The sequence below is a fragment of the Rheinheimera fenheensis genome, assembly GCF_039871805.1.
In the GTDB taxonomy this organism is placed as follows: domain Bacteria; phylum Pseudomonadota; class Gammaproteobacteria; order Enterobacterales; family Alteromonadaceae; genus Alishewanella; species Alishewanella fenheensis.
On the sequence record NZ_JBDPJM010000001.1, the window covers coordinates 594,485 to 610,393 of the forward strand.

At 51.5% G+C, this 15,909-nt stretch carries 15 protein-coding genes; 8 read left to right on the forward strand and 7 right to left on the reverse strand.

Annotated features, from left to right (window positions below):
• Positions 1-60 precede the first annotated feature (60 nt).
• Together ABGI61_RS02530 and ABGI61_RS02535 are read right to left on the reverse strand one after the other, a co-directional pair.
• Positions 61-3,072, reverse strand: a complete 3,012-nt coding sequence (locus tag ABGI61_RS02530) for a TonB-dependent receptor (RefSeq protein WP_347596369.1) — start codon at positions 3,070-3,072, stop codon at positions 61-63.
• 23 nt (positions 3,073-3,095) lie between these two features.
• Positions 3,096-5,732, reverse strand: coding sequence for a family 16 glycosylhydrolase (locus tag ABGI61_RS02535; RefSeq protein WP_347596372.1), 2,637 nt, complete (start codon positions 5,730-5,732; stop codon positions 3,096-3,098).
• A gap of 360 nt (positions 5,733-6,092) precedes the next feature.
• On the opposite strand from ABGI61_RS02535, the gene ABGI61_RS02540 reads away from it, so the two are divergent.
• The 8 genes from ABGI61_RS02540 to ABGI61_RS02575 all read left to right on the forward strand — a co-directional run bounded on the left by ABGI61_RS02540 (position 6,093) and on the right by ABGI61_RS02575 (position 11,628).
• Positions 6,093-7,244 carry an efflux RND transporter periplasmic adaptor subunit gene (locus ABGI61_RS02540; protein WP_347596375.1) on the forward strand — a complete coding sequence of 384 codons (1,152 nt, stop codon included), beginning with the start codon at positions 6,093-6,095 and terminating at the stop codon, positions 7,242-7,244.
• The gene (locus ABGI61_RS02545) at positions 7,237-7,938 is read left to right on the forward strand and encodes an ABC transporter ATP-binding protein (RefSeq protein ID WP_347596378.1); all 702 of its coding nucleotides are present in this window, start codon (positions 7,237-7,239) and stop codon (positions 7,936-7,938) included. Before ABGI61_RS02540 ends, ABGI61_RS02545 begins: the two co-directional genes overlap by 8 nt.
• Positions 7,931-9,142, forward strand: coding sequence for an ABC transporter permease (locus tag ABGI61_RS02550; RefSeq protein ID WP_347596381.1), 1,212 nt, complete (start codon positions 7,931-7,933; stop codon positions 9,140-9,142). Before ABGI61_RS02545 ends, ABGI61_RS02550 begins: the two co-directional genes overlap by 8 nt.
• A 16-nt stretch (positions 9,143-9,158) precedes the next feature.
• Positions 9,159-10,355, forward strand: a complete 1,197-nt coding sequence (locus tag ABGI61_RS02555) for an ABC transporter permease (protein WP_347596384.1) — start codon at positions 9,159-9,161, stop codon at positions 10,353-10,355.
• A 92-nt stretch (positions 10,356-10,447) separates the two neighbouring features.
• On the forward strand, positions 10,448-10,630 hold the full coding sequence (locus ABGI61_RS02560; protein ID WP_347596387.1) for a ribosome alternative rescue factor ArfA: 183 nt from the start codon (positions 10,448-10,450) through the stop codon (positions 10,628-10,630).
• Between the two features lie 89 nt (positions 10,631-10,719).
• A complete protein-coding gene (locus tag ABGI61_RS02565; protein WP_347596390.1) occupies positions 10,720-11,061 on the forward strand; it encodes an FKBP-type peptidyl-prolyl cis-trans isomerase in 342 nt (113 codons plus the stop codon).
• 81 nt (positions 11,062-11,142) lie between these two features.
• Positions 11,143-11,331, forward strand: coding sequence for a hypothetical protein (locus ABGI61_RS02570; RefSeq protein ID WP_347596393.1), 189 nt, complete (start codon positions 11,143-11,145; stop codon positions 11,329-11,331).
• A gap of 9 nt (positions 11,332-11,340) precedes the next feature.
• Positions 11,341-11,628, forward strand: coding sequence for a type II toxin-antitoxin system RelE/ParE family toxin (locus ABGI61_RS02575; RefSeq protein ID WP_347596396.1), 288 nt, complete (start codon positions 11,341-11,343; stop codon positions 11,626-11,628).
• A gap of 374 nt (positions 11,629-12,002) precedes the next feature.
• On the opposite strand, the gene ABGI61_RS02580 is transcribed toward ABGI61_RS02575, so the two are convergent.
• From ABGI61_RS02580 to ABGI61_RS02600, 5 genes are all read right to left on the reverse strand, one after another.
• Positions 12,003-12,455, reverse strand: coding sequence for a hypothetical protein (locus ABGI61_RS02580; protein WP_347596400.1), 453 nt, complete (start codon positions 12,453-12,455; stop codon positions 12,003-12,005).
• Between the two features lie 91 nt (positions 12,456-12,546).
• Entirely contained in the window at positions 12,547-12,843 is a 297-nt protein-coding gene (locus ABGI61_RS02585) for a type II toxin-antitoxin system RelE/ParE family toxin (RefSeq protein WP_347596403.1), read from the reverse strand.
• Positions 12,840-13,073: an addiction module protein gene (locus ABGI61_RS02590; RefSeq protein ID WP_347596406.1), complete on the reverse strand. Its 234-nt coding sequence runs from the start codon at positions 13,071-13,073 to the stop codon at positions 12,840-12,842. The genes ABGI61_RS02585 and ABGI61_RS02590 overlap by 4 nt, the downstream gene beginning before the upstream one ends.
• A gap of 127 nt (positions 13,074-13,200) precedes the next feature.
• A complete protein-coding gene (glmS, locus tag ABGI61_RS02595) occupies positions 13,201-15,030 on the reverse strand; it encodes a glutamine--fructose-6-phosphate transaminase (isomerizing) (protein ID WP_347596409.1) in 1,830 nt (609 codons plus the stop codon).
• Between the two features lie 48 nt (positions 15,031-15,078).
• The gene (locus ABGI61_RS02600) at positions 15,079-15,846 is read right to left on the reverse strand and encodes a DeoR/GlpR family DNA-binding transcription regulator (protein ID WP_347596412.1); all 768 of its coding nucleotides are present in this window, start codon (positions 15,844-15,846) and stop codon (positions 15,079-15,081) included.
• Between the last annotated feature and the right edge of the window lie 63 nt (positions 15,847-15,909).

Genomic DNA, 15,909 nt, shown 5'->3' on the forward strand with positions numbered 1-15,909 from the left:
CTGCTAAGAGTGAGGCTTTGATGCCTAGCCTGCCTGCCCGGTTGAACGGGCCGGGCTGGGTTAATTGCCCATGGTGTATCTGACACCTATGGCGTAGCGCGGGCCGTATTGCGCAGCACTTAAGAACTGCCGTTCGAACCGGCCAAAGCTGCGTTCGGTTTCGTTGGTCAGGTTGATGCCTTCGAAAAATACCGTCAGGTTGTCGTTTACCGCGTAGTTAACGCTTAAATCCCACTGTAAGTATTCTTCCACATAGTTTGGTGGCGCGTCGGTGGTGTCTGGCTGGCCCTGGCCGGCCAGATACTCGTCACGCCATGCCGCGGTTAACTTGACTGACCAGCCGTGTTTTTCATAAAACACCTGCCAGTTGGCCGAGTTGCTTAAGCCAGGCAGAATGGCCTGTGCCGCCAGCACGAAATTATCGTACTCGACATCACCGTCGACCAGGGTGCCGTTGATGCCGGTACCAAAACCGCTGTCACCAAACACATGCTGCACCGCAAACTCCAGGCCGTTTACTCTTCTGGAGCCTACGTTTTCAGGCGAGTTAATAGTCCACTGAATCAAGGGGTCGGTATTAGGGTCCGGTAACACCCGGTTGTTTTCACCTAAGCCCACGCCATTGGCCACAATTTCATTGTAAATGGCACCGTCGGTAGCCTGCTCGCCACGTGCTTCGATAGCGGCAACTGCAGCGTTCCAACGCTGGCCCAGATACACGTCGTGCAAGCCCTCGAAGGTGGTGGTGACTTGTGAGTTATCAATCCAGTCGTCAACGTCTTTCCAGAACACGCCAATAGCGGCGTAGCTGGCATCGGCGTAGTAATATTCTAAAGAAAGGTCCAGATTGGTAGACTCAAATGGCTTCAGATTAGGGTTACCGCGGCTACCACTTCTGGCGCCTATCTTAGGTGAAGGCGTCAGGCTCAGGTTACCCAGCATCTGCCCCAGGGTAGGCCGGGTAATGCTCTTGCCTGCTGAAAAACGGCCGACCAGATCATCGGTAATATCGACTTTCAGGTCAAACATTGGCAGCAGCAAGTCATAGTTACCGGTGAACTCAACCTCTACAAGTTCGCCACCGCTAGCAAACTGTGTCAGCCACTCTGAACCACCGGCCCAATAGACATACTCAGGCACGCGGCTTTTCGCCGGACTGACAATGTCAGTCTCTTCATAACGCAAACCCAGGTTTACATCGACATAGTAGCCTTTAACTTCAAATTCCCACTCGGTTGACACATACAGACTGACGGTTTCTTCCTCAATGCGATTGACCGGGAACATGTCCGGGCCGAAAGTGCCTATCTCATAGGCATCAGCGCCCAATACATCTGCGGTAAGCGCCGCCAACTGCCGGGTAATGGCTTCATCGATATTAAAGGTATAGGCATAACCAGGCGATACACCGCCTGCACCAAAGGAGAACTCATCCAAAAAGTCACTCAGGTCAACCCGGGTAAACATGTTATCCGGGAAAATTTCAGCAAAGGTGCCGTTATTAAAGCCCGGTGCATTGGCGTTGTTAGAGCCGCCAGAGCCGCTGAGCGATTGCTTGGTGTACGCTGTGCCGAATGACACAGCCGCCAGCCCATAACCCAGTTCAGGCAGCCACTCGCCGCCAAACTGAACTTGATCAACTTCTGATTCACCCGGCGTGCGGGTGAAAATACTGAAGTTCGAGCCTATTTCATTCGGGCTAAGTTCATTGCTGCCGTTTAGCCAGCGGATGTTGTAGCCGGGAATATCACCGTCGCGGAAAAAATACTCCTTGGATGCTAGGGCTGCCGAGCCCAGGATAACCCGCGCCTGCGCTCCGATGCCCTTATCTTTGCCATTGTCTGTGGTGGTTTTAGACGTATGCGCATCAAAGTTAAAGTTTAATGTATCAGAAAACGCCCAGGCCAGATTAAAGCCAGTGGCTTTGGAGTCGACTTCGGCAGTTTCCCTAAAGCCGGTAAAAGAGCCATCGTCGCCGGATGAGTTGTAATAAATGGCCGTGCCATTTTCATCCAATTCATAGGCATTGGCGTTACCGCCAAAGGAGCCATTCCAGACGCCCCAAGACAGCGAGTTATTACCGGTCACTGCATTAGAAATGGTGTGATCCAGCGTCAGGATCACATTATCCGTCGCGGCAAACTGAAAGGTGACCTGACCATTGGTGCGCTCACGCTGAATATCGTCACGAGCGAAACTGATTTCCTGCGGAAAAAATGCTGCCGTGACAGGCTGTAAATCACCATTTTCATCGGGTCTGAAGAAGCGGGGAATAACGTCGCCATTCGCATCTACTGGCCTGCCATCGACGATATCCGCCTCATCTACCGATAAAGACGGGTTTAACTGCCAGGAGCGGACATTAGCCGACTGACGCTGGAAATCCCGGCGGTGGAAGGAGAAGTTAGCGCTAACACCAAAACGGTCATCCATAAAGGTATTGCTGTAAATACCGGCTAACTCGGGCGTTACATCATCACCGGCTTTATTCGAGCTGTCATGCAGCCCTTTTGCCATCAAGGAGTAACGCTCGCCCGGACTTTGCAGCGGTTTGGCCGTAACAATATTCACCGTGGCGCCCAGGCCACCTGTTGGTACATCGGCACGGGCGGTTTTGTAGATCTCCAGCGCGCTGACGCCCTCAGAAGATAAATTTTCAAAGTTAAACGAGCGGGAAAACCCTGTTCCGGCCATCTGACGACCATTAAGCGTTACCAGGTTAAATTCTGGGCCAAAGCCACGCACGGTGATCTGGCTGCCTTCACCGTTGGCCCGGCTTACCGACACGCCGGTAATACGCTGTAACGATTCAGCCAGGTTGGTATCGGGGAACTTACCCATTTCTTCTGCTGAAATCGCATCCATCACACCCGAGCTATCGCGTTTCATATCCATTGAACGTGCCAGCGAGCCGCGAATACCTTTTACCTGAATCACTTCGAGTTCAACGTCTTTGGCATTGTTTTCGGTTTCGGTTTGCTGTGCCTGTACAGGCATTAACAAACCGGCTCCTAACACCACAGACACGGCAAGCGCGACGCGATTTTTATTAAATAAGCTTGATTTACGCATGTTTATAATCTCACCGTGCTGAATTAGTTATTTGAAATTTCAACGTTATCAATTTGGTACACCGCACCCTGGCCAGTACCCCAAGCCGGGAACACCATAAGCACGTTGATGTCACTGATATCTAAACCAGCGTCAAACAGACTTTGCAGGCTAAAGCTGTAGCGCGCCCATTCACCGGTTACCGGTGCCTGACCGCCATTACCATTGGCCAGCGGAAGCTCGACGGCCGAGGCCGCGCCAGAAGACTCAATTTTAAATAGCCAGGTTGAGTCAGGATCAGTCGGCGCATCTACCACGCGCAGGTCAAAACTGACACTACCATTGGCCAGTAGTGGCGTCGCATCAAAGGATACGCCCTCGTTGGCTAAAATACCCTGTACGGTTTCCGGTGAACCCAGTACTGAAAACTGCGCGACGTTACCATAAGTAGCTCCGGCATCGACAACCTGCGGCGTTGAACCTGCACAACAGTCCCACAAGCTCCAGTCTGTGTTGACCGCATCACGGAACAACGTTAACGAACCCGCACTCTGCGCATTGGGGTTGTAAATCCGCACGTTATCCAGACGATATACCGCGCCTTCACCTGTACTCCAGGCCGGGAATACCATCAGCACATCAATAGCACTGATATCCAGGCCCGCATCTGACAGACTTTGAATACTAAAGGTGTAAGTAGCCCACTCTCCGGTAACCGGTTCGATACCGGCACTACCGTCGCTTAGCGGTAGCTCAACCGCTGACGCTGCGCCATCGGCTTCAATTTTAAACAACCAGGTCGACGCCGGGTTAGACGGGGCATTTACCACTTTCATTTCAAACTGCACTACGCCCTCAGTTAACAAAGCTGAGGCATCAAACGGCTCACCAGAACCATCTGGCGCGCGGTTAATAAAGCCCATAACGGTTGGGGTTGCGCCAATAGTGAACTCTGCAGTCAGGCCATGCGCTTCATCATCCATTACTTCAACCGGGGTAGAACCGCCACAGCAATCCCACATTGGCCAGGCTGGATTCTCGCTATCGGTGAAAATGGTCAATTCAGGTGACGCGGTATCGGGTTGGGCAATTTTTACATTGTCTACCCGGTACACGGCGCCTTCACCAGTATCCCAGGCAGGGAAAATCATCACTACGTCGATAGCTGACAAGTCCAGCCCGGCATCAGCGAGCATTTGCAGCGGGAAAGTGTAGGTTTGCCACTGGCCGGTAACCGGCGTCACACCCTGGCTGCTGGCAGTAATAGGTAACTCGGCAAAAGTCGTGTTTTCGTTACTCTCTACTTTAAACACCCAGGTTGAAGCTGGGTTATTTGGTGCCGATACCACCTGCATATCAAAGCTGATACTGCCATTTTCAATTAATGGCGAAGCATCAAACGGGCTGGGCACACCTGCCGGGTCAGTAATAAAAGCGGAGCGGCTAATAAAGCCATTGACCGTAGGCTGCGCACCCACGACAAACTCGTACACATTACCACGGCCCTCAACCTCAAGTAGCGCCGGCGTTGAGCCACCACAGCAATCCCATGCCGGCCAGTTTGGATTTGGCGTATCTGCAAAGATGGTTAAGTTTTGTGCTACACCGGTTGACGGCGGTGATGGAATAGGCGCTTTGCCTTCTACCAGGGTGTTTTCATCTTTATAGCCGGCACGTATAGTTTCACAGCCCTTGCCGCTGTCTAAATCCTGGCCGCACTGGTATACCCGCACATAATCAATTTCATAGGTTTGGCCATTGGCAAAGGCTTCAGCATCAATACCCAGGTTATTTACATTCTCTGGCCAGTTACCGCCAACAGCCAGGTTTAACAACAGGTGAAAGCGCTGATCAAAAGGTGCCGCATTCCACTGCGTCTCGAGCTCGCCGGTAGCAATATTAAAGTACTCGGCAAACCAACCACGGTGACTGAGGCCAACGGCCTCACCACGGCTGTTAAAACGCACTTCAGACGCCATTTGCGTCTGATACAAGTAACCGTCAACGTACCAGCGAATTTCGCCTTCCTGCCACTCTATGGCATAGGTATGAAAATCATCGGCCGGGTTAATGTCGTCTGGCAGCAAATAGGCTTTGCCTGAACTTTCGTTATTGGGAAAGTCGCGTCCATAATGTAAAGTGCCATACACATTGGCTTCGACTATACCTTCGGCATTCACTGTCTTAAGGTTAACCGCTTCCATAATGTCAATTTCGCCGGATTTTGGCCAGCCGCCATAAACTTCATCGGTTGGTAGCATCCAAAACGCTGGCCAGGCGCCCTGACCGGAAGGCAACTTGGCCCGCATTTCAAAACGACCGTATTTGAAATCACCCTGATATTTAGTATTTAACCGGGCAGAAGTATAGGGCAGTGGCGAGCCTTCCGGTGCCGGCAATGCGACGATATGCAGTTTGCCATCAGCAACAAAAGCGTTATCCGCACTGTCGGTGTAACACTGCTTTTCATTGTTGCCACCGCCGGCACAGTTTACTTCGTGTGTCCATTTGTTGCGGTCGATACTGTTGCCATCAAATTCATCACTCCACACCAGCTGCCAGTCACTGACCGGCTCGGTGGGGTTAACCGCATTAACATCGGTACTGGTGGCAACATCACCACCACATCCGGCTAAGCCAGCCGCCATAAGCACGGCGGTTAACGCTGAAAGTTGTTTCATTTTTATTCTCATCCCCTGGATTTTGCTACCTGCTGACTGAAACGCCATACCATAAAGGTACCTGCAACATAAATGTAAGCGCTTACAAAAGGTAGATGATTAAATTTCGCCCGTCAATAGTAGCGCCATAAAAAGCTGCGCCAACAACAAGCAAAAATGGCAACCAAATGAATTTTTCATTACATTTCAATGAATAAGATTGCACCATAAAAAACACAGCACCCGGCGGCGCCTGTTTTTGGTGCAGCCTGCAGCGCCAGACACCGCAGTAGCCACTTTTTGATCTGTATCCATATTGGTAGCAATAATCAACGCTAAACTTAGCTGCAGGGCAAAGGCGCGCTACACCAAGGATACCTGATGAGAAAACTGTCGTTGATATTGCTAGTCACCGCCAGCGCGGCCCTGGCCTGGTGGCAGCTTAAACCCGACGCAGAAATTGCAGTAAGCACCACCACTGTGAGTAAAGGCAGCGTAGCACAGCTGGTCGCAAATACTCGCGCCGGCACCGTTCGGGCTTGTCAGCGCTCTAAGTTATCGCTTACCAGCGGCGGTACTGTTGCTGCACTGCATGTGCAAAATGGTGATCGGGTAACGCAGGGTCAATTACTGATGTCGATGTGGGATCAGGACCTGCAGGCACGGCTCGAGCAAGCCAAAGCACAGTTAAAAGTGGCTGAGCTGGCTAAAGCCGAGCGCTGTGATGCCAGTGACCGCGCCGCGCGTGAAGCAAAACGGGCACAGAGCCTGGCAAAGCAGAAGTTACTGTCTGACGAAGCGTTGGATCAGGCGCTGACCAACGCCGAGCTTACCCGCCATAGCTGCCAGCGTGCGGATGCCGAGATCAGCGTTGCTAATGCTCAGCTCACACTGCAACAAGCACTGCTAAGCCAAACCCGGTTACTGGCACCGTTCGATGGCGTGGTGGCGGAAATTAACGGCGAAGTCGGTGAGTTTGTCACACCGTCACCACCGGGCATTATTACCCTGCCAGCGGTGGATTTAATTGCTGATCACTGCCTGTATGTGCGCGCACCGATAGATGAAGTGGATGCCGCCGGTATCCGGGTGGGTATGCCGGTGAATATAACGCTGGACGCCTATCGCGGCCGCCAGTTTGCAGGCACCGTCAGCCGCATAGCGCCCTATGTGCAGGATTATGAAAAGCAAGCCCGCACCGTTGATGTCGAAGCCCGTTTTAACCAGCTGCCAGACGATGTATTGCTGCTGATAGGCTACAGCGCCGATATGGAAATCGTACTGTCGCAACAGGACGACACCCTGCGCCTGCCAACCGAAGCGATATTTTCGCAAAATCAGGTGTTGGTGGTGGGCAAAGATAATGTACTGGAAGCGCGCAGCGTTAGCACCGGCATCAGTAACTGGCGCTGGACGCAAGTTCAAGCCGGGCTTAATGCCGGCGAACGGGTATTGCTAAGCCTGGATACGCCGGGCGCCGTCGTTGGTGCCCGTGTTAACTTTACCGACAGTAATAGCGACCGCCATGATTGAACTAACCAGTTTATGTCGCACCTTTATGCTGGGCGATCAGGCGGTACACGCGCTGGATAATATCAACCTCAGCATTCAAAGCGGCGAATATCTGTCGGTAATGGGGCCATCCGGCTCGGGTAAATCCACCTTACTTAATGTGCTGGGGTTACTGGATGTGCCCGACAACGGCCACTACCTGTTGCAGGGCACCGATACCACCTTACTGAGCGAAACCGAACGCGCCCGCTACCGGCGGGAGCATATTGGCTTTGTGTTTCAGTCTTACCATCTGGTGCCCCGGCTAACCGCGCGGGAAAACATCGAACTGCCGCTGGTACTGGCCGGTGTGGCACCGCATCAGCGCAAGCCAAAAGTGGATGCGATGTTGGCACAGCTGGGTTTGACCGAACGGGCCGATCATTTACCGAACCAGCTCTCCGGCGGCCAACGGCAACGGGTAGCTATCGGCCGCGCCATTATTATGCAGCCGCGCTTGCTGCTGGCCGATGAGCCGACCGGCAACCTCGATTCACAATCGGGCAGCGATGTCGTTGCCATACTGGAGCAACTGAACCAGCAGGGTATTACACTGCTGGTGGTAACGCATGATAACGCTCTGGGCCAGCGCGCCCGGCGGCGTATTCGTATGACCGATGGCAAAATTGTGGCTGATGAACAAGGCACGGCAACATCGGCAGCGAGCCATGCGTAGTGCCGACTTGCTGCGCTTTAACCTGCAACTGCTGCTGCGGCATCGCTTTCGCAGCCTGATGATTTTGCTGGCGCTGGCCATCGGTGTGGCGGCGGTTAACCTGCTCACAGGGCTAGGCGAAGGCGCCAAGGCTTATGTACTAAACCAGTTTTCGCTGCTGGGTAACGAAACGCTGATTATGCTGCCAGGGAAAAAGGAAACCAGTGGCGGTATGCCACCTATTACCGGCGAAGCACCACGTGATATCACGCTGGATGACGCTACCGCGATCAGCCGTTTACCCGGGGTCGCCGCTGTAGCACCGTTACAGGTAGGCATGGCCGAAGTACGTTTTGATGCCCGGATGCGTGAAGTGGTAATCGCCGGCACCAACCATGAATTTTTTGCTATTCGCCAGCTGCAGGTACAACAAGGGCAAATACTACCCGCGCTGGCGCTGGATATCGCCAGCCCGGTGGCGGTAATTGGCAGCACAGTAAAACGCGAATTGTTCGGCAATGAGCCTGCACTGGGCCAGTGGCTGAAAGCGGGAGACCGGCGTTTTCGTGTTATCGGCGTACTGAGCGGCAAAGGCCAGGCCATGGGTATGGATATGAACGATATCATGATCGTGCCAGTGGCCAGTGCGCAAATGCTGTTTAACAAGGCCGGTTTATTCCGTGTGTTTATTCAAAGCGAAGACAGCAGCGCCATACCGGCAGTAAAACAGCGGGTAGAACAGCTGATGCAGCGCCGCCAGGACGGCGTGGCCGATATTACGCTAATCAGCCAGGACGCCATTTTAAGCTCGTTTGCCGATATTTTAAGTACACTGAATCTGGCGGTCAGTGGCATTGCCGCCATCAGTTTATTAGTGGCGGGTATTCTGATCATGAACGTCACGCTTATTTCCGTCAGCCAGCGCACCGCCGAAATTGGCTTACTAAAAGCCATCGGTGCCGCCAATCGCGATATTCAAACACTGTTTTTAAGCGAAGCCCTGCTGATGGCGCTGTTAGGCGCCGCTGCCGGCATGCTGTTAAGTGAGATTGGCCTGTTGGCGATGCGCTTACGCTTTGCTGATTTAGCCTTTCATACGCCCTGGTGGGCCAGATTACTGGCGCTCAGTATCGCCATTGCCACCTCTTTGCTGTTTGCCTGGGGGCCATCACGGCGCGCCGCAAATCTATCGCCGATAAGCGCCTTACAAGGAAGGGTTAATTGATGGGCAGGGCCAACTGATGCGTACAGCTGATTTCTTAAAGCTGGTGCTGCGTAGTCTTTCCAGCGCCAAAATGCGCAGCAGCCTGACTGCACTTGGCATCGCCGTTGGCATTTGCGCGGTAACCTTGCTGACGTCTTTGGGCGAGGGCGTGCGCGATTATGTACTCACCAATTTTTCCCAGTTTGGCACCCGCATAATTGCCATTAACCCTGGTAAAACCATGACCGGCGGTATGGGCGGCCTGCTACAAACCGACCGGCCACTCACACTGGATGATGCCGAAATGCTAAGGCGTTTGCCACACGTAACCCATGTGGTGCCCATAGTGCAGGGCAGCGGCACCATAGAGGCGAGCGGGCGCTCACGCAGTACTGACATTATCGGCGCGAATCATGATATTCACGGTGCCTGGCAATTTGATTTGGCGCTGGGCCGCGGTTTACCCGAAGATGAAGCCGGACGCAGCCGCAGCTTTGCCGTATTAGGCCATAAAGTGCAGCAAGAGTTGTTTGCCGGGCAAAACCCGCTGGGGCAAAGCATCCGCGTTGGCGGTATGCGCTTTCGCGTGGTTGGCGTGATGGCCGCCAAAGGCCAGATGCTCGGCTTTGATCTGGACGATATGGTGTTTATTCCGGTCGATAAAGCGCTGATTCTGTTTAACCGCGACGGCCTGATGGAAATCGACGTAGTATTTGCCGACAGCGCCAGCACCGACACTGTGCTACAAAGTGTGCGCAAGCAGCTAACAGCCCGTCATGGCGCAGAGGATTTCAGCTTAATTTCACAGGACGATATGCTGCAAAGCCTGGATAACATACTGCAAGTGCTCACTGCAGCCGTAGCAGCGTTGGGGGCGATATCATTGCTGGTGGGTGCCGTGGGCATTGTTACCATTATGAGCACCGCCGTGCGCGAACGTACCAGCGAAATTGGCCTGTTAACCGCGCTGGGCTGTAATCAGTACCAGGTGTTGTTACTGTTTTTAGCCGAAGCAGTCGCACTGTCACTGGCCGGCGGCATAGCCGGTATTGCCGTCGCCATCATGTTGGTGTTAAGCCTTGGCGTATTGCTGCCAGCGCTGCCGCTGCAACTCAGCCTGTTTTATCTGTTTTTATCATTACTATTATCGGTTGCCATTGGCCTGGCTGCAGGCATTACGCCGGCACGGCATGCCGCGAGAATGAACCCGATAGATGCACTGCGCGCCGAATAGCCTTTGTTTACCTGGCTTGTTGAACTAATACAGCTTGTTTATACCTAAGCGTGCAGCTACACTTTGCGTGTTTTTCATACAGGAGTACAACCATGACAAAACCAGCCGCCGAGCATGGCCGCGGTGAGATCCGCGACAATGCGATTAAAGCACTTGTTACCAGTAAGTTGTTTCAAACAAAAATCGTCAAAGCGAAAAAGGGCAAAGGCTCCTACAACCGCAAAGGGCGTAACTCGAGAGATTACGCCCTTGTTGTTTCTAGCGCAGTACACTGATCGCCGCCTTTACCTTTCGCTGCTTTTACTTACGCACATACCCGCCGACGGGCTATACTGCCAGCACACAAAACCTGCACTAAGTCAATATGAACGCTGAAGTAAACATTGAAGACCTGATCGAAGGCACCGGCAAAGCCGCCGAACGTGGCGCACTGATCACCGCACATTATCGCGGCTGGTTAGAAGATGGCACCGAGTTTGACTCCTCCTACAAGCGCGGCGAACCATTTCAAATTGTGCTGAGTAACAACCGCGTTATTCAGGGCTGGATTTTAGGCTTAAAAGGCATGAAAACCGGCGGCAAGCGTAAACTCTGGGTACCGGCAGCTTTAGCCTACGGCGAGCGCCAAATCGGCAACATGATCCCACCAAACAGTAACCTGATTTTTGAGATTGAACTGCTGGAAGTGCTGACCCGGGATGATTGATAGCTGTAATTCGATGCTGGTTTATACATTGCTTTTCAGCATGAACCGGCTAACAATTAAGCCTCTGCCGGAGAATTAACTATGCCAAGCCCGTTAAGAAAAGATGAAGCCCACAAACTGATCGATCAGTTGCCAGCCGATGCCACCTGGGAAGATCTAATGGAACAGATCTATGTACGTCAGGCTATTGAACAAGGCCTTAGCGATAGCGAACAAGGCAAACTGCAAACAGTGCAGGAAATCCGCAAAAAATATGGTTTAACACAGTAAGCTCACTGCATGAAGGTGCTATGGTCTGACAATGCCGCAGAACATCTTGATGCCATATTTCATTACATCGCCGCTGATTCGGCAGTGTATGCGCTAAAAACCGTTGATGAAATTACCCGCCGTTCAGCACAAATTGCCGACCACCCATTATCCGGTCGGGTCGTTCCCGAATACAACCAGACACAAATCCGTGAAGTATTGTACCGCGACTACAGGATTATCTATTACATCAAACCCGATCAAATTGAAGTGTTAGCGGTGATCCGTAGCCGGATGCTGCTATCTGATAGTGAGTAGGCATTTAGCTGAGTGTATAGAAAACGGTGTTTTCTATACATTTCAGATCTGACATATATAGATTTTCGCGTTTTCTATACATGTTCAATCTATCGTCAAACTAAATCCATCGATTAAGAACAACGTGTTCACTAAGGAAACTTGTTAATTGCGAATGAACAACAGCGACTATTGAGCCACAAGTAAAAAAGAGTAGCGCCGGTGCGGCCTTAACTCCGCGCCAGCAGGCCTTAGTGCAGTTTTACCATAAAGGGTTTACCAATCTGGCGCTTTTGACCCTGCCCGCTACAGTGCTGGTAATTATGTGGCTGGCAGTATCGAAGCAAGCGCTTTGGTGAGATTAAAAAACAAACGTTTAATTTATCCTAACCCGATTATTCAAAATGAAAAACTCTGCTATCCAGCCCGGCATTGTTTTCCAGCTCGGAATTGTTAAATTCAATCAGATAAAAGGACTCAGACGAGTTGGGCTTGTCATTAGTAACGACTTTAAAGTAAAAGCGATTTGTGAAAAAAATGGAGTTACTGCCGTAAATACCGGTAATTTTGAACATAGAGCTAGCAGCAACGTTAGTTCTTGATAGCACTTCTGGACCAGAGAAGTTAGGCTCTGGAACAATATAAACGTAATCTATTTTCTGATCTCTTATTGAGCCAAAAGTAACGCCTAAGGCTTCAGTTTCAATCTTTGTGCTGATGTTTTTACCGATGAAAGCGCTAAATCTGATATCGTCACTGATATCGACGTATTTTGTCGGTGTACATGACGCCAGAGTCAGTAATGACAGCAAAAGCAAGGCATGGAAAGTCTTAAATTTGGCAATCAATATGTAAATCCTTTTAATTTCTTAATACCCTAAACTTGGTTATACAAAAAGCAAAGCGATTTTTGGTACAAGGGCAGTTCGGTGCACAGGTTCAAACTTTACGATTACTCCAGAAGCCCGGCCTGCGGCTTTGGTGCATTACGGCAACTACATATAGCTCGTTATTAAATGGCAAGTACACTACAGCAAATGGAAAACGATGCAGCAGAAAACGGCGGGCTTTTTTACCGAACTTTGGCCAGCTTTGTGGCATTTGGCTTATTAAGCTGTAGGCAGTTTCAAGTTCCTTGATAAAGTCATCACCCAAGCCATCTAACTGTAGCTGATACCAGTTGTAGGCATCGGCAATGTCCTGATAGACCGCGGGGTGAAACTTAAGCGGAGTCATTTGGCCTTATCTTTACCTAATTGTTTTTTGATATCCTGCCATGACGCAACGGCTACATAACCGCCTTCAATTTCGCCTACCCGCTGTTCAGTTACGGCCAGCCATTGTTGTTCTGCATCATCATCCTGTTGCTGATCGAGGCTGGCGATCAGCGCATGTGCCAACCTGGCACGTTCATCTGCAGTCAGGCTTTTACTGGACGCCAGTACTTGTTCAAATAAAGTAGTCATGTTTACCGCCTTAACGCTATTGAATTTTGATTGTAGCAGTTTGATGTACTGCGCCAAGCGGGGGACACGGCAATAAAAAAGGCCATCACAATAAGCTGTTGATGGCCTTGTTATTTTTAAACGTAAATTATTCTACCGTTACTGACTTCGCCAGGTTGCGTGGCTGGTCTACGTCGGTGCCTTTGATAATGGCAACGTAGTAGCTTAGCAGCTGCAGTGGCAGGGTATAGACGATAGGCGCCAGGATGTCGGCGACGTGTGGCACGTTGATTACACGCATGGTGTCGTCAGACTGGAACTTAGCATCGGCGTCGGCGAATACGTACAGAATACCGCCACGAGCGCGCACTTCTTCGACATTAGATTTCAGCTTTTCCAACAGATCGTTGTTGGGCGCCACCACGATAATTGGCATATCAGCGTCGATCAGCGCTAGTGGGCCGTGTTTTAGCTCACCGGCGGCATAAGCTTCAGCATGAATGTAAGAGATTTCTTTTAACTTTAACGCACCTTCCATGGCGATAGGGTACTGATCGCCACGGCCTAAGAACAGCGAGTGGTGCTTGTCGGCAAACTCTTCGGCCAGGGCTTCAATTTGCGGCGCTAAGGTTAAGGTTTGCTCCAACTTGGTTGGCAGGCTCTTTAAAGCGTCGGTCAGTTCGCGCTGCGCCGCCGCGGTTAAGCCGTTGTACTTACCAATGGCCATGGTCAGCATAGCCAGGCCAACTAACTGCGTAGTAAAGGCTTTGGTTGAAGCCACACCGATTTCAGCGCCAGCGCGGGTCATAAAGGCTAAGTCTGATTCGCGCACCAGTGATGAACCGGCCACGTTACAAATGGTTAAGCTGCCCAAATAGCCCGCTTCTTTGGCCAGACGCAGTGCGGCTAGTGTGTCGGCGGTTTCGCCTGATTGCGAAATACTCACCAGCAGGCTATTTGGCTGCACGAATGATTTGCGGTAACGAAACTCTGAGGCAATTTCAACGTTACAGGAAATACCGCCTAACGACTCTAACCAGTAGCGCGCTACCATACCGGAGTGGTAACTGGTACCACAGGCGACGATTTGCACGTGTTTAACTTTTTTGAACAGCTCGGCTGCGCCATTACCGAAGGTTTCATCCAGCACTGAATCGTTGCTTAAGCGACCTTCCAGCGTGTTATTAATCGCATGCGGCTGCTCATAGATTTCTTTTAGCATAAAGTGGCGGTACTGGCCTTTGTCGCCGGCGTCGTAACTGACGTTAGATTCGTGAACTTCACGCTCTACCGGCTGGCCGTCTTTATCGAAAATGGCCACGCTGTGGCGGGTAATTTCCGCTACGTCGCCTTCTTCCAAGAAGATAAAACGGCGCGTAACCGGCAACAGCGCCAGCTGATCGGAGGCGATAAAGTTCTCACCGATACCTAAACCAATCACCAACGGGCTGCCTGAACGGGCTACCACGACACGGCTGCTGTCGGTTTTATCCAGCAATACCGTGCCGTAAGCGCCGTGTAGCTGCTTAACCGTGGCTTGTACCGCAGCTAACAATGAACCGGCGGTTTTTAATTCTTCTTCAACTAAATGCGCGATAACTTCAGTATCGGTATCTGAGGTAAACACATAACCTTTGGCTTTTAAGGCATCACGCAGTGGGCTGTGGTTTTCGATAATGCCGTTATGCACTACAGTGATGTTGCTGGAGACATGCGGGTGGGCATTGCGCTCGCTGGGCTCGCCGTGGGTAGCCCAGCGCGTATGGGCAATACCAGTACCACCAACTACCGGCTTTTCAGCGACCGCATCGGCTAACTCTTTTACCTTACCTAAGCGGCGCAGCCGGGTAAGGTCGCCACTTTCGGTGACGACTGCCACACCGGCTGAATCGTAACCACGGTACTCTAAGCGGCGCAGGCCTTCTACCAGAATATCTACTACATCACGCTGCGCTACTGCGCCTACTATGCCACACATAAGTTTGCTCCAAATATTTTGTTAATTAGCTTAACGTGAACAGCTGACTCAGGCCTGAACCCGGATCACCTGCACACCTTGTTGTTCAATTTGTGCTGCATCGGCAGCGGCTAACCCTTCGTCGGTAATAAGAACCTTCACCATAGACCACGGCAGTTCCAGGTTATGGATTTTGCGGCCTAATTTGTCTGATTCCAGCATCACAATCACTTCGCGCGCCACTTCGGCCATCACCCGGCTTAAACTGTACAGTTCATTATAGGTGGTAGTACCGCGAGCCAGGTCGATGCCATCGGCGCCGATAAACAGCTGGTCAAAATCGTAATTGCGCAGCATTTGCTCGGCCAGCTGACCCTGAAAGGCTTCAGACTGCGGGTCCCAGGTGCCGCCGGTCATCAATAAGGTGGGCTCGTTTTCCAGCTCGCGCAGCGCATTGGCGATGGCTAATGAGTTGGTCATTACCACCAGGCCGCGCTTAGTAGCCAGCTCGGGTAACAGGGCAGCGGTGGTGCGGCCACTGTCGATAATGATGCGGTAATGATCTTTAATCAGGCTGGCGGCGGCTTTGGCAATAGCTAACTTTCGCTTTGAAACTTTCTCTAAGCTACTGTCACTGACAAAGTCCTGCGGTACCGGCACGGCACCACCGTAGCGGCGCAGCAATAAGCCCGCTTGCTCCAGCACAGTTAAGTCTTTGCGAATGGTCACTTCTGAAGTATGAAACTGTTCAGCCAATTGCTCTACTGACAGTTCGCCCTGCTGTTGTAACTGGCTGACGATCAGATGCCGGCGCTGTTGGGTATTTCGTTTATTCATATCTTTCGAACAAGTTTCAAAACGAAAGTTATTTTAACGACTTTTGCGGCTATTGCAAGCTGA